The 15,828-nt window shown below is 68.8% G+C and carries 18 protein-coding genes; 14 read left to right on the top strand and 4 right to left on the bottom strand.

The features are described 5' to 3' along the window. The 6 genes from queA (at position 1) to ACEN8G_RS03340 (ending at position 5,409) form a co-directional block, all read left to right on the top strand. Positions 1-1,029, top strand: coding sequence for a tRNA preQ1(34) S-adenosylmethionine ribosyltransferase-isomerase QueA (queA, locus tag ACEN8G_RS03365; RefSeq protein ID WP_413417913.1), 1,029 nt, complete (start codon positions 1-3; stop codon positions 1,027-1,029). Positions 1,030-1,114: 85 nt separating this feature from the next. Continuing rightward, positions 1,115-1,633, top strand: a complete 519-nt coding sequence (locus ACEN8G_RS03360) for an EF-hand domain-containing protein (protein ID WP_413417911.1) — start codon at positions 1,115-1,117, stop codon at positions 1,631-1,633. A 43-nt stretch (positions 1,634-1,676) separates the two neighbouring features. Continuing rightward, complete coding sequence (locus ACEN8G_RS03355) at positions 1,677-2,624, top strand: cation diffusion facilitator family transporter (protein WP_413417909.1); 948 nt, start codon at positions 1,677-1,679, stop codon at positions 2,622-2,624. Beyond that, complete coding sequence (locus ACEN8G_RS03350; RefSeq protein WP_413417907.1) at positions 2,617-3,264, top strand: HAD hydrolase-like protein; 648 nt, start codon at positions 2,617-2,619, stop codon at positions 3,262-3,264. The genes ACEN8G_RS03355 and ACEN8G_RS03350 overlap by 8 nt, the downstream gene beginning before the upstream one ends. A gap of 59 nt (positions 3,265-3,323) precedes the next feature. Next, entirely contained in the window at positions 3,324-4,394 is a 1,071-nt protein-coding gene (locus ACEN8G_RS03345; RefSeq protein ID WP_413417905.1) for a calcium:proton antiporter, read from the top strand. Positions 4,395-4,476: 82 nt separating this feature from the next. Beyond that, positions 4,477-5,409, top strand: a complete 933-nt coding sequence (locus ACEN8G_RS03340) for a GNAT family N-acetyltransferase (protein WP_413417903.1) — start codon at positions 4,477-4,479, stop codon at positions 5,407-5,409. On the opposite strand, the gene ACEN8G_RS03335 is transcribed toward ACEN8G_RS03340, so the two are convergent. Next, a complete protein-coding gene (locus ACEN8G_RS03335) occupies positions 5,378-5,998 on the bottom strand; it encodes a hypothetical protein (protein WP_413417901.1) in 621 nt (206 codons plus the stop codon). The two genes, ACEN8G_RS03340 and ACEN8G_RS03335, sit on opposite strands and share 32 nt — an antisense overlap. A 76-nt stretch (positions 5,999-6,074) precedes the next feature. Between ACEN8G_RS03335 and tgt the strand changes: the two genes are divergently transcribed. The 3 genes from tgt (at position 6,075) to ACEN8G_RS03320 (ending at position 8,898) form a co-directional block, all read left to right on the top strand. Next, positions 6,075-7,205 (top strand): tRNA guanosine(34) transglycosylase Tgt, encoded by a 1,131-nt coding sequence (gene tgt, locus ACEN8G_RS03330; RefSeq protein WP_413417899.1) that lies wholly within the window; start codon positions 6,075-6,077, stop codon positions 7,203-7,205. A gap of 22 nt (positions 7,206-7,227) precedes the next feature. Next, positions 7,228-7,554: a hypothetical protein gene (locus ACEN8G_RS03325; RefSeq protein ID WP_413417897.1), complete on the top strand. Its 327-nt coding sequence runs from the start codon at positions 7,228-7,230 to the stop codon at positions 7,552-7,554. 312 nt (positions 7,555-7,866) lie between these two features. Further along, the gene (locus ACEN8G_RS03320; protein WP_413417895.1) at positions 7,867-8,898 is read left to right on the top strand and encodes a cell wall hydrolase; all 1,032 of its coding nucleotides are present in this window, start codon (positions 7,867-7,869) and stop codon (positions 8,896-8,898) included. Between the two features lie 219 nt (positions 8,899-9,117). On the opposite strand, the gene ACEN8G_RS03315 is transcribed toward ACEN8G_RS03320, so the two are convergent. Further along, positions 9,118-9,492 (bottom strand): hypothetical protein, encoded by a 375-nt coding sequence (locus tag ACEN8G_RS03315; protein ID WP_413418560.1) that lies wholly within the window; start codon positions 9,490-9,492, stop codon positions 9,118-9,120. Between the two features lie 258 nt (positions 9,493-9,750). On the opposite strand from ACEN8G_RS03315, the gene ACEN8G_RS03310 reads away from it, so the two are divergent. The 5 genes from ACEN8G_RS03310 to ACEN8G_RS03290 all read left to right on the top strand — a co-directional run bounded on the left by ACEN8G_RS03310 (position 9,751) and on the right by ACEN8G_RS03290 (position 13,200). Beyond that, positions 9,751-10,032 (top strand): TM2 domain-containing protein, encoded by a 282-nt coding sequence (locus ACEN8G_RS03310; RefSeq protein WP_413418558.1) that lies wholly within the window; start codon positions 9,751-9,753, stop codon positions 10,030-10,032. Between the two features lie 64 nt (positions 10,033-10,096). Continuing rightward, positions 10,097-10,915: a hypothetical protein gene (locus ACEN8G_RS03305; RefSeq protein ID WP_413418556.1), complete on the top strand. Its 819-nt coding sequence runs from the start codon at positions 10,097-10,099 to the stop codon at positions 10,913-10,915. A 148-nt stretch (positions 10,916-11,063) separates the two neighbouring features. Continuing rightward, positions 11,064-12,275, top strand: coding sequence for an acyltransferase family protein (locus ACEN8G_RS03300; protein ID WP_413740732.1), 1,212 nt, complete (start codon positions 11,064-11,066; stop codon positions 12,273-12,275). Continuing rightward, a complete protein-coding gene (locus tag ACEN8G_RS03295; protein WP_413418552.1) occupies positions 12,272-12,901 on the top strand; it encodes a hypothetical protein in 630 nt (209 codons plus the stop codon). Before ACEN8G_RS03300 ends, ACEN8G_RS03295 begins: the two co-directional genes overlap by 4 nt. 5 nt (positions 12,902-12,906) lie before the next feature. Continuing rightward, positions 12,907-13,200: a winged helix-turn-helix domain-containing protein gene (locus ACEN8G_RS03290; RefSeq protein WP_307118018.1), complete on the top strand. Its 294-nt coding sequence runs from the start codon at positions 12,907-12,909 to the stop codon at positions 13,198-13,200. Positions 13,201-13,291: 91 nt separating this feature from the next. Here ACEN8G_RS03290 and recN read toward each other — a convergent pair whose 3' ends face one another. Together recN and ACEN8G_RS03280 are read right to left on the bottom strand one after the other, a co-directional pair. Continuing rightward, the gene (gene recN / locus ACEN8G_RS03285) at positions 13,292-14,953 is read right to left on the bottom strand and encodes a DNA repair protein RecN (RefSeq protein WP_413418550.1); all 1,662 of its coding nucleotides are present in this window, start codon (positions 14,951-14,953) and stop codon (positions 13,292-13,294) included. 47 nt (positions 14,954-15,000) lie between these two features. After that, positions 15,001-15,816 carry an outer membrane protein assembly factor BamD gene (locus tag ACEN8G_RS03280; protein ID WP_307117956.1) on the bottom strand — a complete coding sequence of 272 codons (816 nt, stop codon included), beginning with the start codon at positions 15,814-15,816 and terminating at the stop codon, positions 15,001-15,003. Between the last annotated feature and the right edge of the window lie 12 nt (positions 15,817-15,828).

Here is a 15,828-nt window from a genome sequence, read left to right as displayed (position 1 = left end):
GTGAACGTCGACCTTTTCGATTTCGAGCTGCCGAACGACCGGATCGCGCTGCGCCCTGCGGCACCGCGCGATTCGGCCCGTCTGCTCGTGCTCGACGGCCCCGAGGCGACCCGCGACCTCCATGTCCGCGACCTGCCCGGCCAGCTGCGCGCCGGCGACTGCCTGGTGTTCAACGACACCCGCGTGATCCCCGCGCAGCTCGAAGGCGCAAGGGGTGAGGCGAAGATCGGCGCCACCCTCCACAAGCGCGAGGGACCGCGCCGCTGGCGCGCCTTCATCCGCAACGCCAAGCGGCTGCGCGACGGCGACACGGTCGATTTCGGCGCGGGCGTCACCGCCACCGCCGGCGCCCGTGCCGAGGATGGCAGCTTCGCGCTCGACTTCCACGGCGACGAGCCGGTCGAGTTGCTGCTCGAGCGCTGCGGCCGCATGCCGCTGCCGCCGTACATCGCCTCCAAGCGCCCGACCGACGCACGCGACGCCGACGATTACCAGACGATGTTCGCCAACCAGCCCGGCGCCGTCGCCGCGCCCACCGCTGCGCTGCACTTCACGCCGGAGCTGCTCGCGGCGCTCGACGCGGCGGGCGTCGGCCACACCACGCTGACGCTCCATGTCGGCGCGGGCACCTTCCTGCCGGTCAAGGCCGAGGACACGGCGGACCACAGGATGCACGCCGAATGGGGCCGCATCGACCAGGCCACCGCCGACCGCCTCAACGCCGTCCGTGCCGCCGGCGGCCGGGTGATCGCGGTCGGCACGACGAGCCTCCGCCTGATCGAGAGCGCCGCGGGCGAGGACAGGATCATCCGCCCCTTCGAAGGCGACACCGCGATCTTCATCACCCCCGGCTATCGCTTCAAGGGCGTGGACGGGCTGGTCACCAACTTCCACCTGCCCCGCTCGACGCTGTTCATGCTGGTTTCTGCCCTGATGGGGCTCGACCGGATGCAGGGCGCCTATGCCCATGCGATCGCCAACGGCTACCGCTTCTACTCCTATGGCGATGCCTCGCTCCTCCTGCCCTGAGCACCCGCCCCACCTTCGCCACAGATTGCGGCTTGGGTGGCTGCGTGCCGGCGGTTCTCGCCGCCGCGATTCGAGAAGGACCCCGATGCGCCTGCTGCTTGTTCTCGCGACGCTGATCGCGACTCCCGCCTTTGCGCAGGGCCAGCTCTCGATACCGACGCCGCAGCAGGATGGCACGGCGATCGGCGTCAGCACCCGCCAGCAACCGGCCTTCACCGTGATCGTCGAGCCCGCCGCGATGATGATCGCCGCCTTTGACTCGGACGGCGACGGCAAGGTGACCCGCGCCGAGTTCGATGCCGGGCTCCGGCGCAGCTTCGACGCGGTCGACACGCGGCGCCAGGGCTGGCTCGGCTATATCGCCTATTCGGACTGGCAGGAGCGCTGGATGGGCGACCGCAACACCGTGCCCAGCCCGTTCGAGGTGGACCGCGACGGCGATAACAAGATCACCTATGCCGAGATCGCCGAGCGCTTCGACCTGCTCTTCGCCCGCTTCGATGCCGACAAGAACGGCGTGCTGGAGCGCAAGGAGCTCGTCACCATCCGCCCGCAGACGACGAACGGCCCGGGCCGGGGCAAGAAGGACCGCCGAGCGAATTGATGTCCTAGCATCACATGCCGCGAGCCGGCTAAGAGCGGAAACGATGGCCGCGCATCACGAGCATAATCACAGCCACCATGGCCACGGCCATCACGGCCACAGCCACGCGCCCGCGGACTTCGGGCGCGCCTTTGCCATTGGCACCGCGCTGAACCTGGCGTTCGTCGCGGTGGAGGGCACGGCGGGCTTCCTCACCCATTCGATGGCGCTGCTGGCGGACGCGGGGCACAATCTGTCCGACGTACTCGGGCTGCTGATCGCCTGGGGCGGTGCCGAGCTGGCCAAGCGCCCTGCCTCGCCGCGCTTCACCTATGGCCTGCGCGGCTCCTCGATCCTCGCCGCTCTGGCCAATGCCGTGCTGTTGTTCGTCGCGGTCGGCGCGATCCTGCTCGAGACGATCCAGCGCCTGTCCGAACCGCGCGACGTGCCGGGCATGACCGTTATGCTGGTCGCCGGCGCCGGCATCGTCATCAACTTGTCGACCGCCCTGCTCTTCGCCCGCGGGCGCAAGGGCGACGTCAACATCCGCGGCGCCTATCTCCACATGGCGGCCGACGCCGCGGTCTCCGCCGGGGTCGTGATCGGCGGCGCACTGATCCTGTTCACCGGTGCCGACTGGATCGATCCGGTGATCAGCCTGGTCATCGTCGGCGTGATCCTGTGGAGCAGCTGGGGCCTGTTCACCGAATCGCTCACCATGGCGCTGCAGGCCGTGCCGAAGGGAATCGATTCGCAGGCGGTGGAAGCCGCGCTCGCAGCACTACCCGGCGTGACCCGCGTGCACGATCTCCACATCTGGCCGATGAGCACGACCGAGGCCGCGCTTACCGCGCACCTGATCATGCCGGACGGGCATCCCGGCGATGCTTTCCTCATCGCGCTGCAACATCGGCTAGCGCACGACTTCAGGATCGATCATACGACCGTTCAGATCGAATTGGGGGACGGGGCCGAATGTCGGATGCATGGGAATGGACACGCGCATGACTGACGCGGCGCCCATCCGCCTGGTCATCTTCGATTTCGACGGCACGCTCAGCGACAGCGGCGACTGGTTCCTGTCGGTCGTTGACGAGCTGGCGCGCAAGTTCCGATTCCGCACCGTCCAGCCGGGCGAGGTGGACATGCTGCGCAACAAGAGCTCGCGCGACGTGATCGAGTTCCTCGGCATCTCCAAGTGGAAGCTGCCGCTGATCGCCCGCCATGTGCGCCGGCTGGTCGGCCGCAACGCGCACCAGATCGAGCTGTTTCCCGGCACGCCCGACCTGCTCGAGCAGATCGCCGCGACCGGCGTGAAGATCGCGCTGGTCACCTCCAACGCGGAGGACAATGCCCGCAAGATCCTCGGCCCGGTGCACGCCGCACGGATCGACTGCTTCGCCTGCGGCTCCTCGCTGTTCGGCAAGGCGCCCAAGTTCCGCCGCGTGCTCCGGAAGATGGGCGTGAAGCCGCATGAGGTGCTGGCGATCGGCGACGAGACCCGCGACGTCGATGCGGCGCGCGAGGTGGGCATGCGCGCCGGCTCGGTGCTCTGGGGCTATGCCGCCGAGGAACTGCTTGCCACGATGCAGCCCGATGTGATGTTCCGCACCCCACAGGACATCATCGAATATGTCGCCGCGCATCGCTGAGGCCCGAACCGGTCCAGCTGGTCGTTGAACTCGCCTGCCCGACCTGTAGAGTGACGGGCATGGAGCGATTGCGTTGGACCTGGATCTGGCTTCCCCCCTTTGCGGGCGCGGCCAGCCTGTTGCTCGGGGGCACGGCCTCCATCCCGGCGCTGCTGCTCGGCATCGTGCTGATCGTCACCGTGCTGGCCGCGGTCCATCATGCCGAGCTGATCGCGCACAAGGTAGGCGAGCCCTTCGGCACCTTCCTGCTCGCGCTCGCCGTCACGGTGATCGAGGTCGGGCTGATCCTCACCCTGATGCTGCAGGGCAAGGCCGGCGCCGAGACGCTGGCGCGCGACACGGTCTTCTCGGCGGTGATGATCATCCTCAACGGGCTGCTCGGCGCCTTCATCCTGCTCGGTGCGCTGCGCCACCGCGAGCAGAGCTTCCAGCAGGTCGGCGTCAGCGCCTCGCTCGCCACCCTCTGCACGCTGACCGTGCTGACGCTGGTCCTGCCCAATTTCGCCGCCGCCGAGCGCGGCCCCTATTACGCGCCCTCGCAGCTCGCCTTCGTCGCGATCGTGTCGCTGCTGCTCTACCTCACCTTCGTGATGGTCCAGACGGTGCGGCACCGCGGCTATTTCCTTCCGCCGGGCGGAGAGGCCGCGGAGGAGGAGCATGCCCCGCCACCGACCAACCGCCAAACGCTGATCTCCGGCGTGCTGCTTGTTGCCTGCCTGATCGAAGTGGTGCTGCTCGCCAAGGCGCTGGCGCCGTCGATCGAGGACGGCGTCGCCGCGGCGGGCGCGCCGCATGCGGTGGTCGGCGTGGTGATCGCAGCGCTGGTGCTGCTGCCCGAGAGCGTCGCGGCGGTGCGCGCGGCGATGGCCAACCGGCTGCAGACCAGCCTCAACCTTGCGCTCGGCTCGGCGCTGGCGACGATCGGCCTGACCATCCCGGCGGTGGCGATGCTGTCGCTGAGCCAGGGCCTGCCGCTCGCACTCGGCCTCGATTCGAAGGGCATCGTGCTGCTCTCGCTGACCCTGCTGGTCACCACCCAGTCGCTCGCCACGGCGCGGACGACGGTGCTGCAGGGCGTGGTCCACCTCGTCATCTTCGGGGTGTTCGTCTTCACCACTCTGGTCCCCTAAGTTCGCCAAGGTGGCGCCGGCCGATGCCTTTTCGCACCGATATACTTGACTCAATCAACTATATCGGTGCACCTTCCTGCCCATGGAACATGCCGTCGATCAATTCCGCGCGTTCAACCGGGCCCATACCCGCTTCGCCGCGGTGCTCGCTCCGCACTATATGGACACGGAAATGGGCGTCGCCGAAGCGCGGCTGCTCTACGAGATCGCCCGGCGCCAGCCCGTGCTGGCGAGCGAACTTCAGGAGATACTGGGACTGGACGCCGGCTATGTCAGCCGGGCGGTCAAGCGCTTCGAGGAGCGCGGCTGGGTCGCACGAGAACGCAGCGCCGAGGACGCCCGCCAGCGCCCGATCGCGCTGCTGCCCGCCGGACAGACGGTATTCGACGCACTCGACGAGGCAACGCGGTCGCACAGCCGTCGCCAGCTCGAATCGCTGGGCCCGGGCGGTGGCGCGCTGCTCGGCCATCATCTCGCGGTGGCGCGCGCGCTGATCGAAGGCGGCGCCGGTGCCTGGACGATCCGAACGCTCCGCCCTGGCGACATGGGTGCGATCGCGAGCCGCCAGGCAGTCCTCTATGCCGAGCATTATGGCTGGGAGCGGCCGATGGAGCTGCTGCTCAACGACGTCACCACCGGCTTCCTCCGCGACTTCCAGCCGGGGCGCGAGCAATGCTGGGTCGCCGAGCGCGGCGGCGAGATGCTCGGATCGGTGATGCTCGCCGATGGCGGCGAGGGCGTCGCCAAGCTGCGCCTGCTCTATGTCGAGTCCTGGGCCCGCGGCCTCGGCATCGGCGAGGCACTGGTCCAGCGCTGCATCGCGTTCGCGCGGGAGGCGGGCTATCATCGACTGGACTTGTGGACGCACACGATCCTGACGAGTGCACGGCGGATCTACGCCGCCCATGGCTTCAAACTGGTCGGCACCGAGGAACATGACCGGTTCGGCGAGCCAATCATGGGCGAGACCTGGTCGCTCGATCTCAGCCGAGATGCACAGCCAGCCACACCGTAGCGCGATCCTTCGCCGTCCAGGTCACCCAGTGCTTCTGGCCCCTCTCGACCAGCAGATGATCGCCCGGCGCCAGCTCGATCACGGCCGAATCCTCGATCCGGATGCCGGCGGCGCCTTCCAGGAGCAGCACCCACTCGTCCCAGTCCTGCACCATCGGTTCGTCCTCGGGCGTCGACTGGCCCCGCGAGACGATGCGCTCGATGCGGATGCCCGGGCGCTTGAGCAGCTCGGTGAACGCCTCGGCGCGCTTCGCTGCGGGCAGCTTGTCGAGCAGGTTGGCGACCCTGGGCTTGAAGCGCGGTTTCGGCCTGGGCTTCGGCGCGGGAGCCGGCTTCGGCCTGGACCGCGGTTTTGCCGAGCCGGCGGACTTGCTCCAGGCATTGCTGGTGGCACCGCGCAGATAGTCCTCGATCTCGTCCGGGCCGGCGGCGAGTTCGTCCCTGTCGATCCCGAACACCGGCTCCCCGCCCGCATCCTTCAGGCCGTATCTGCCGAAGTCCCCGCCCGGCTTGCGACGGCGCGAGGCGACGAGCTTGAGGCCGCGATTGGCGGCCATTTCGCGCAGCTTGTCAGTGGTGTCGTTCGGCATGCCGTATCCTGATTGCCGTCTCCCAATGGGAGGGGGAGAGTGGACTTCGCGCCTCTCTCGCGCCAAGGCAACTCCCATGCCCCGTTTCGAGTTCACCATCCACGCCACCGACGCCAAGGCGCGCCTTGGCACCATCGCCATGCAGCGTGGCGAGATCCGCACGCCCGCCTTCATGCCGGTGGGCACCGCTGCCACCGTCAAGGCGATGAAGCCGCAGGACGTCCGCGCCGCGGGCGCCGACATCATCCTCGGCAACACCTATCACCTGATGCTGCGCCCCGGCGCCGAACGCGTCGCGCGGCTCGGCGGGCTGCACAAGTTCATGGGCTGGGACCGGCCGATCCTCACCGATTCGGGCGGCTATCAGGTGATGAGCCTGTCCGACCTGACGACGCGCAGCGAAGAGGGCGTCGCCTTCAAGTCGCATCTCGACGGCTCGCGCCACATGCTGAGCCCCGAGCGCTCGATCGAGATCCAGCGGCTGCTCGGCAGCTCGATCACCATGGCGTTCGACGAACTGGTCCCGACCACCTCGACCCGCGAGGTGCAGGCCGCAGCGATGGAACGATCGATGCGCTGGGCGAAGCGCAGCCGCGACGCCTTCTTCGCCGCCGAAGAACATGCCGCGCACAATGCGATCTTCGGCATCCAGCAGGGTGCGCTCGACGAGGGACTGCGCAAGGCCTCGGCCGACGCGCTGCTTGATGTCGGGTTCGACGGCTATGCGGTGGGCGGCCTCGCGGTCGGCGAAGGCCAGGAAGCGATGTTCGGCGTGCTCGACTTCGCCCCCGGTCAGCTCGACGCTGCCAAGCCGCGCTACCTGATGGGCGTGGGCAAGCCCGACGACATCGTCGGCGCAGTCGAGCGCGGGATCGACATGTTCGATTGCGTGCTGCCCACCCGCAGCGGCCGCACCGGCCAGGCCTTCACGCGGACCGGCCCGATCAACATCCGCAACGCCAAGTTCGCCGAGGACCAGGGCCCGCTCGATCCCGCATGCCCCTGCCCGACCTGCGCCAACTGGAGCCGCGCCTATCTCCACCATCTCGTCCGCGCCGGCGAGATCCTGGGCGCGATGCTGATGACCGAGCATAATATCTGGTTCTACCAGGTGCTGATGCAGGACCTGCGCGACGCGATCGCGGCGGGCCGGCTGACCGAATTCGCCAATGGCTTCCGCGCCGCCTATCACGGCGCGCGGGACTGATCCGGGACAAGAGGGGAATCCGATGCTGCTGGCGCTTCGCCTGCTTTCGCTGATCGTCGGCGGCTTCACCGCCTGGCGCGTGCTCGACGGGCACATGGTCAGCACGCTGTTCAAGGTGCCCGACCTCGCCGTCGGCGCGGCGATGGTGCTTGCCGCGCTGATCCCGAACAAGGGCGCGACGGCAGCCCTAGTCGCCGCCAATGCCTATGCGTTCGGCGTCTTCTCGGTCGCGCTCGCCTCCTATCTGGTGCCGAGCCGGCCGGTCGAGCCGCTGCTGATCGCCGGCATGGCGGTGAACCTGGTGGTGATCCTGCTGCTCTTCCCGAAAATGGCGGGCGGCGGGCATTAGGGCGCGCCCTACTCGGGAGCGCCGCCTTCGCTCTTAATCCTCCCCCGCCAGGGGGAGGTGTCAGCCAGGCTGACGGAGGGGAGGTAAGCACCCAACTATCGACTAGCTTACCTCCCCCTCCGTCGCGCTACGCGCGCCACCTCCCCCTGGCGGGGGAGGATTGGTGAACAGGCCCCGGCACGCCCAGATCTAAAAATTACCTTAACCATCAAGTGTTTCGCCGTGGGACGCGGTGGAATCCGGGGGCGCGGGGGCTCCTGAAATCGGCTATGCCGCGCCCGGGCAAGAAGCTCGAGCGGGGTAAGCGTAACTTTGTTCTGGCGGCGTTTCTCGAAGATGCAGGCGCGCGGGTTCGCGGCGGCGATCGTCGCGTCGCTGGTCGGCGCCGGCTTCTCCGCCCAGGCGCTCGCCCCTGCCCAGCCGCGCAAGGCCGAGCCGAAACCCGTCGCGGTCGGCTATGAGGCCGAGGACCATTTCCCCGGCGCCGCGCTTTACTATGCAGTGGACGACGATGCTGCGGTGGGCGCGGGCACGACCGGCACGACTGCGCTGCCCGACATGCCGATCCCGGCCGACGCGGTGGACAATGCCGTGGACGGATCGATCCAGCCGGCGCTGCCCTTCCACCTGGCGGGGAGCGGGCTCGACAAGACGCGGGCGCTCCAGTGCCTGACCACCGCCATCTATTACGAAGCGGCGAACGAGCCGAGCGACGGCCAGCGCGCGGTGGCGCAGGTGATCCTCAACCGCGTGCGCCATCCCGCCTTCCCCGCCACCGTGTGCGGCGTGGTGTTCCAGGGATCGGAGAAGCGCGGCTGCCAGTTCAGCTTCGCCTGTGACGGCGCGATGGCGCGCCAGCCGGCCCGTTCGGCCTGGGACCGCGCCGGCCGCGTCGCCGCCGCCGCGCTGGCCGGCCAGGTGTTCGCGCCGGTGGGGATGGCGACGCACTACCACACCTATGCCGTCACCCCGACCTGGAACCGCAGCCTGGTGATGACCGGCGTGTTCGGCGCGCATTTCTTCCATCGCTGGAAGGGCTGGTGGGGCACCGCCAATGCCTTCCGCCAGGCCTATCGCGGCGGCGAGCCGCTGCCCGAGCCGCACGCCCGGGTGGACCTGGTGCCGGTGGTGGCGGCGGCGGCGGTGCCGACGGTGGCCATGCCGGGCAAGGCCGTCCCCGCCGTCGCCACGCCGCGCGAGAACATCCAGCCGGCCTATGTCCAGAGCGGCACGCCGATCGGCGGCTATGTCGCACCGAAGCCGGCGGCGAGCGCCTCGCCGATGGACCAGGGCGAATCGCAGATTCTCGACAAGTGGAAGGACAGCGGCAAGCCGCTGCGGTGAGAGGCTAGCCTCTCACCCTTTTTCCCCGGCGAAGGCCGAGGCCCAGTTCTTGAAAGTCGCGTGCCTTGGCGCGCCTGCGGCGCGCACGCTTAGTCTGGGCCTCGGCCTTCGCCGGGGAAAAAGAAGGAAAAGCCCCCAAAAACAGCGACGGGCCCCGCCTTGCGGCGGAGCCCGTCCTGGTCAGGTTCCCCAAGGGGGCAAAAGGGAACCCGTCAGCCTTTACCAGCGGCCGGGACGGCCGGGGCGATCGTTGCGGTCGTGCTTCTCGATGCGGACGCGTGCCGACAGCGCATCGAAGCGACGATCGAGGTCACGGCGCTCGGCGAGCGTCAGGCCCGGACGCGAGCGGCGATACTGGGCCTCGAGCCGCGCCAGGCCGTTGAGGTCGGCGCGGAGCCGGGCGGCCTCGCCCCGGGTCAGCGCGCCCGAGCGGACGCCCTGATCGATCCGGCGATCGAGATTGGCCTGGCGGGCGTTGATCGACTGCCATGCCTGGAAGGTAGGCGCCGGGTGCGGCGCGGCCATCGCGGCTGTCATCGGAACGGCCGAGACGGCGATGCCAAGGCCGGCGAGCATCAGGGTGAACTTCTTCATGTCTACGCTCCTCTTCGAAATCCTGGCCGTCCCTGCGGCCTGACACCGTTATGGGGATGGCCTGTCGCAGCCTTGTCCCCGGACCCGTGCTTTTGTGTCGCAGGCTGTCGCGGGGCGCGGAGTTCCGTTCATCTTCGAGAGAAGGAGTCAGCGGCGCGACGGACCGAAGCGGTGCGGATTGGCCGGCCGTGCCGCGGCAAGGCGATTGACGCGCCGGTGGCCGCCTCTAGATTCCGACGCGAAACCAAGAGGAACCAGATGGCGCTCTCTATTGCCGAAATGACGCTGGTCGAACAGCGCGTGACTAATGACGGGCCGAGCATCGCGGTGGCCTATCTGTTCTGGTTCTTCCTCTGGTTCGTCAGCGCGCACCGTTTCTACCTCGGCAAGCCGGTGTCGGCGATCCTGCAGATCCTGTCCTATTTCGTCCTGATCGGCTTCGTCTGGCTGCTGATCGACGCCGTGCTGATCCCCGGCATGATCCGCGACAGGCAGGACGAGATCCGCAACGACCTGATGCGCGCGCTCGCCCGGGGCTGACGCCACCGCATTGACTGCCTCCATACCTGCGATATTCTGCAGGTGAATGCGGGGGATCAGTCGCATGCCATATCGTCACGCCCATTGGTTCCTGCTCGCGATCTTCCCGCTGGCCGCGCTGGCCTTCTGGCCCGGCTATCTCGCCACGATCGGCACCGCACCACTGCAGATGCACGCGCATGGCGTGACCGCGACCTTGTGGCTGCTGCTCCTCATTGCGCAGAACTGGACGATCCATGCCGGCAACAATGGCCTGCACCGGACGCTCGGCACGTCGAGCCTGGTGCTGTTCCCGCTGTTCCTGGCCGGCGGATCGATGATCTTCCTCGGCATGGCCCAGCGCTTCGTCGAGGCGCCGTCGCCCTTCTATCCGCTGTTCGCCCCGGGCCTGGCCTGGATCGACGTCGTCTCGGTCGCGGCCTTTGCCTGGTGCTATTATTCGGCGTTGCGCACGCGGCGGCAGGTCCAGCTCCATGCCCGCTACATGCTGGCGACGGTGATCTTCCTGCTGCCCCCTATCCTGGGCCGGCTCATGCCGATCCTGCCGCCGCTCGCGATCAATGGGCCCGAGGATTTCTGGAAGCTCGGCATCGGTTTCCAGCTTGCCAATGCGCTCACCGCGGCGATCGCCTTCGTCCTCGCCCTGCACAGCGGACGCCATGGCCGCCCCTTCTTCCTCGCCGGCGCGGTGGTCGTGTTGGGGGCGCTGCTGTTCCAGTTCCTCGGCCCGCTTCCGGCCTGGCGGCAGATATTCGCCCAGTTCGCGCAACTGCCCGTGATGCCGTTCGCCTTCGCCGCCGGGCTGATCGGCGCGGGAATCGGCTATGCCGGCTGGATCGCCGGACGCCGCGCCACACCGCCCGGTGGCGCCGTCACCGCCTGAGCGCCGCCCTTCCAGTCCGCTGATCTTCCACCGTTTCCGTGAAGGCATGTCCTCCCGCACAAATCGAGATCATGCCAACAAGTTTACATTACAAACTAGTTCACGTATCCAGCGATTCGCGGGCGGACGTCGCCCGAGGAGATTCGCCATGACCACAGACCAGGTTCAGGCCCCCGAGCGGCTCCATGCGCTCGATGCCGTCCGCGCCGGCGCGCTGCTGCTCGGCGTCGCCTTTCACGCCTCGCTCTCCTTTCTTCCCGGTCCCCAGATCTGGGTGGTGCGCGACGTCGAGAGCGGCGGCGTGCTCGACTTCTTCTTCGTCGCCCATATCTTCCGCATGGCCGCCTTCTTCCTGATCGCGGGCTTTTTCGGGCGGATGCTGCTCGAGCGGCGCGGCACCGGCGGCTTCGTCCGCAACCGGCTGGCGCGGATCGGCCTGCCGCTGCTCGCCTTCTGGCCGATCGCGATGTTCGGGATCGTCGCCTGCTTCATCTGGGGTGCGGTGGTGATGAACGGCGGCACCCCGCCGGCCAACCAGGCGCCGCCCCCGCCGATGACGGCGCAGACCTTCCCGCTGACCCATTTGTGGTTCCTGTACCTGCTGCTGCTGTTCTACGCGGGCGCGCTGGCGCTGCGGGCGCTGGGCCGGCTGGTCGACCGCGTCGGCGAGCCCGCCGACGGGGCGATGCGGCTGCTGACCGCCACGCCGTTCGCCGCGGTGGCGCTCGCCGCCCCGCTCGCCATCGCGTTGTCGATGCAGCCCCTGTGGTTCCCCTGGGGCGGCATCCCGACACCGGACAAGGGCTTCCTGCCCAACAGCGCGGCGCTGATCGGCTTCGGCACCGCGTTCGCGTTCGGCTGGCTGCTCCATCGCCAGCAGGACCTGCTCGGCGACATCCGCCGCTGGTTCCCGGTGCACCTGGTCGCCGCGCTGGCGCTCACCGTTGCGTGCCTGTGGCAGCTCGGCGGGATCAGCTTCGTCGTTCCGATCGCCGAGGGCGGCGCCAAGACCGCGCTTGCCTGCACCTATGCGCTGGCGGTGTGGAGCTGGACATTGGGCCTGACCGGCGCCGCGCTGCGCTTCCTCACCCGTGAGCGCCCCGCCATCCGCTATGTCGCCGATGCCAGCTACTGGATCTATCTCGTCCACCTGCCGGTGGTGATGGCGCTGCAGGTGCTGGTCTATCCGGTCCAGGCGCCCGCCTTCGTGAAACTGACCCTCGTCACCGGCGGCGCTTTCCTTATCCTCCTCGCCAGCTATCACCTGCTTGTGCGGCACAGCTGGATCGGCAAGTGGCTGAACGGGCGCAAGCTTCCCTGGCGCGCGGCCAGGGGCGGAATGGAGATGCAGGCGGCATGAAGGACCCGACCGAGAGCGCGCGCGACGACCTGGCATTCGTCCGCGCGCTCATGAGCGAGAGCGGGCAGGTCCAGGATTCGCTGGGACAGGCGCTGCTCTGGGCCGGCGCCTGTTACGGCGTGCAGTGCCTGATCCAGTCCTGGCTCTCCACCGGCGTGCCGGTGCCCGTCGCGGTGCACCTGGTGGTGGGGATCCTGCCGACGGTGATCTTCCTCGTCGCGATCATCCGCATCACGGTGCGCGACAAGGGGATGAGCAAGCACAGCGTCGGCACCCGTGCGATCAACGCGGCGTTCGGCGGCGGCGGGCTGGCGGCGCTGAGCACCGCGCTGATCTTCGGCTTCCTCGCCTTCCGCACCCAGAACATGGGGACCTGGCTGCTCCACCCGATCATGATCTGCGTGGTGCAGGGCACGATCTGGTACATCGCCCATGCGGTGCGGCGGCGCGGCTGGTACGGGCTGGTCTCGGCGGGCTGGTTCCTCTGCTCGCTGGCGCTGGCCGGACTGCTCGGCATGGGCGGGCCGATCCCGCTGTTCCTGCTGATCCTGGGCGCGGCGATGCTGGGGCTGCTCGCCCTGCCCGGCTATTTCCTCATGCGCGCCGGCCAGCGCGAGACCGCCTGACTTCCATGAGCCAGTTCGACATCGGCAAGATCGACGACGTGATCCACGGGCGCATGCGCCTGGGGATCATGGCCTATCTGGTCGATGCCGAGGCGGCGGAGTTCAACGAGCTCAAGGCGCTGCTCCAGGCGACACAGGGCAACCTCTCGGTTCACCTCCGCAAGCTGGAGGACGCCGGCTATGTCGAGATCGAGAAGAGCTTCATGGGCCGCAAGCCGCTGACCCGCGCGCGGATCACCGCGAAGGGGCGCAAGGCGTTCGCGGAATATCTGGAGGCGCTGGGAAAGCTGATCGGGTGACTTCTCCCCTTCAGGGGAGAGGGGCATATAACACCCCGCACTCCCCCTCTCCCCTGCCCTCCTCTCCCCGCAAGCGGTGAGAGGGAGAAGATTACGCCGCGATCAGCCGTTCCGCCTGGGCACGCGCCTCGTCGGTGATCTCGGCGCCCGAGAGCATGCGCGCGATCTCCTCGCGGCGCTGGGCGGCGTCGAGCGGGGTGACGCCGGTGCGGGTGACCGTCCCGTCATGGCTCTTGGCGATCAGCAGATGCTGGGCGCCGCGCGCCGCGACCTGCGGGCTGTGCGTCACCACCAGCAGCTGGGCGGTGTCGGCCAGCCGGGCGAGCCGCTCGCCGATCGCACTCGCCACCGCGCCGCCGACGCCGCGATCGATCTCGTCGAAGATCAAGGTCCGCGCCCCGCCCTCTTCGGCCAGCGCCACCTTCATCGCCAGGATGAAGCGCGACAGCTCACCGCCCGAGGCGATCTTGACCAAAGGCGCGAACGGCGCGCCGGGGTTGGTCGAGACTTCGAACTCGACCCGGTCCATGCCGAAGCTCGACCAGTTCGCCTCTTGCTGTGGCTCGACTACGGTACGGAAACGCGCCGCATCGAGCTTCAAGGGCTTCAATTCGGTCGCCACGGCGGCATCGAGCCGTGCCGCCGCCAGCGTGCGATTGGCGGAAAGCGTCTTCGCGGCATCGGCATAGGCGGCATGCGTCTCGCGCACCACCGTCTCAAGCCTGGCGATCCCGGCGCCGCCGCTCTCGACGCGTTCCAATCGGCCGGCCAGTTCCTCGAGCAGCGCCGGCAGCTCGTCGGGCTGGACCCGGTGCTTGCGGGCGATGCCGCGCAGCTCGAACAGCCGTGCCTCGTCCGCCTCCAGCGCGGCGGGATCGAAGGCGAGCGCCTCGGCGGCGCTGTCGACCTTGTCCTGTGCCTCCGCCGCCTCGGTGATCGCGCGGTCGATCGCGGCGAGCGCTTCGCCCAGCGCCGCATGATCCTCGGCGATCCGCTCGAGCACCCGCGCGGCCTGGCGGAGCTGGCTCAGCCCGCCCTCCGATCCGTCGAGCAGCTCGGCGATGCCCTGCAGCTCGCCGGCGATCTTCTCGCCGCGCTGCATGCTCGCCCGCCGCTCGGCCAGCGCCTCTTCCTCTCCGGTCTCGGGCGCGAGCGCACGCAACTCGGCCACGGCATGTTCGAGCCATTCGCGGTCGCGCTCGGCGACGTCCTGCTCGGCCCGCGCCACCGCCAGTGCCGCCTCGGCATCGCGCCAGGCCTTGTGCGCGATCGCCACCGGCCCCGGATCGCACCGCCCGAACGCGTCGAGCAGCGCCCGGTGCCCCCGCGCGTTGAGCATGCCGCGATCGTCATGCTGGCCATGGATCTCGACGAGATGTGGCGCCAGCTCGCGCAGCAGCCCGGCAGAGGCAGGCTGGTCGTTGAGGAAGGCGCGGCTGCCGCCATCGGCCTTGACGATGCGCCGCACGATCAGCGGTTCGCCCGGCTCCAGCTCCAGCCCGTTCTGGTGGAAGATGTTGGCGATCTCGCCGCCCCGCGCCGGCGGCTCGAAGCTGGCGGTCACCACCGCCTGCGCCGCGCCGTTCCGCACGAGCCCGGTCTCGCCGCGCGCGCCGAGCGCCAGGCCCAGCGCGTCGAGCAGGATCGACTTGCCCGCCCCGGTCTCGCCGGTGAGCACGCCCAGGCCGGCGCCGAACTCCAGGTCCAGCGCCTCGATCAGGACGACGTCGCGTATGGCCAGCGCGGTCAGCATGCGCCGCCTCTATCGCAGGAACTTAACGGGAACGAAAGCCCCGAGCATCATCCCGCAGGCTTGGTCGTCGCCCGGGCCTCCTGCAGCTTGCCCTGGTTTTCCTGCATCAGCTTGTAGGCGTGGCTGTACCAGTCGGTGCCCGGATAGTTGGTGCCGAGCACGGCCGCGGCCTTGTTCGCTTCCTCGGGCACGCCGAGCGCGAGATAGGCCTCGGTCAGGCGCATCAGCGCCTCGGGCACGTGCGTGGTGGTCTGATACTGGTCGACCACGGTGCGGAAGCGCAGCGTGGCGGCGAGCCACTGGCCGCGCGTCTCGTAGAAACGGCCGATCTCCATTTCCTTGCCGGCGAGGTGGTCGCGGACAAGGTCGATCTTCAGGCGCGCATCGGCGGCGTACTTGGTGTTCGGATAGCGGCGGGTCAGCTCGCCCAGCGAATCGAGTGCCTGCTGGGTGATCTTCTGGTCGCGCTGCACGTCGCTGATCTGCTCGTAATAGCTCAGGCCGATCAGATAGTAAGCGTAGGGCGCGTCGCGGTTGCCCGGGTGCACCGCCAGGAAGCGCTGCGCCGACGAGATGGATTCGGTGTAGTCGCGGTTCAGATAATAGCTGAACGCGCCCATCAGCTGCGCGCGGCGCGCCCAGACCGAATAGGGGTGCTGGCGCTCGACTTCGTCGAACAGCGCCGCAGCCAGCTTGTACTGGTGCTGGTCGAGCTTCTGCTTGGCGGTGGAATAGAGCGTGCCGACGTCGCGCGCGACATAGGGAAGGTCCTTGCCGCCACTCTTCTTGGCGCAACCGGCCATCGAGAGCGCGAGAACCGGAAGCAGGGAGAGCGCAAGCGCGCGAGTGGTGGAAGTACGCATGGGCGGGGGTCT

Source organism: Sphingomonas sp. Sphisp66, assembly GCF_047324325.1.
In the GTDB taxonomy this organism is placed as follows: domain Bacteria; phylum Pseudomonadota; class Alphaproteobacteria; order Sphingomonadales; family Sphingomonadaceae; genus Sphingomonas.
This window is presented reverse-complemented; position numbering and strand designations above follow the sequence as displayed.

What these genes read in the sequence shown, in the direction of transcription:
- ACEN8G_RS03355 (WP_413417909.1), top strand. Translation starts at nt 1,677, where the DNA reads ATGGCCGCGCATCACGAGCATAATCACAGCCACCATGGCCACGGCCAT.
- ACEN8G_RS03350 (WP_413417907.1), top strand. Translation starts at nt 2,617, where the DNA reads ATGACTGACGCGGCGCCCATCCGCCTGGTCATCTTCGATTTCGACGGC.
- ACEN8G_RS03345 (WP_413417905.1), top strand. Translation starts at nt 3,324, where the DNA reads ATGGAGCGATTGCGTTGGACCTGGATCTGGCTTCCCCCCTTTGCGGGC.
- ACEN8G_RS03335 (WP_413417901.1), bottom strand. Translation starts at nt 5,998, where the DNA reads ATGCCGAACGACACCACTGACAAGCTGCGCGAAATGGCCGCCAATCGC.
- ACEN8G_RS03305 (WP_413418556.1), top strand. Translation starts at nt 10,097, where the DNA reads ATGCCATATCGTCACGCCCATTGGTTCCTGCTCGCGATCTTCCCGCTG.
- ACEN8G_RS03295 (WP_413418552.1), top strand. Translation starts at nt 12,272, where the DNA reads ATGAAGGACCCGACCGAGAGCGCGCGCGACGACCTGGCATTCGTCCGC.
- ACEN8G_RS03290 (WP_307118018.1), top strand. Translation starts at nt 12,907, where the DNA reads ATGAGCCAGTTCGACATCGGCAAGATCGACGACGTGATCCACGGGCGC.
- ACEN8G_RS03280 (WP_307117956.1), bottom strand. Translation starts at nt 15,816, where the DNA reads ATGCGTACTTCCACCACTCGCGCGCTTGCGCTCTCCCTGCTTCCGGTT.
- ACEN8G_RS03300 (WP_413740732.1), top strand. Translation starts at nt 11,064, where the DNA reads ATGACCACAGACCAGGTTCAGGCCCCCGAGCGGCTCCATGCGCTCGAT.
- recN (WP_413418550.1), bottom strand. Translation starts at nt 14,953, where the DNA reads ATGCTGACCGCGCTGGCCATACGCGACGTCGTCCTGATCGAGGCGCTG.
- ACEN8G_RS03360 (WP_413417911.1), top strand. Translation starts at nt 1,115, where the DNA reads ATGCGCCTGCTGCTTGTTCTCGCGACGCTGATCGCGACTCCCGCCTTT.
- ACEN8G_RS03310 (WP_413418558.1), top strand. Translation starts at nt 9,751, where the DNA reads ATGGCGCTCTCTATTGCCGAAATGACGCTGGTCGAACAGCGCGTGACT.
- ACEN8G_RS03325 (WP_413417897.1), top strand. Translation starts at nt 7,228, where the DNA reads ATGCTGCTGGCGCTTCGCCTGCTTTCGCTGATCGTCGGCGGCTTCACC.
- tgt (WP_413417899.1), top strand. Translation starts at nt 6,075, where the DNA reads ATGCCCCGTTTCGAGTTCACCATCCACGCCACCGACGCCAAGGCGCGC.
- ACEN8G_RS03340 (WP_413417903.1), top strand. Translation starts at nt 4,477, where the DNA reads ATGGAACATGCCGTCGATCAATTCCGCGCGTTCAACCGGGCCCATACC.
- ACEN8G_RS03315 (WP_413418560.1), bottom strand. Translation starts at nt 9,492, where the DNA reads ATGAAGAAGTTCACCCTGATGCTCGCCGGCCTTGGCATCGCCGTCTCG.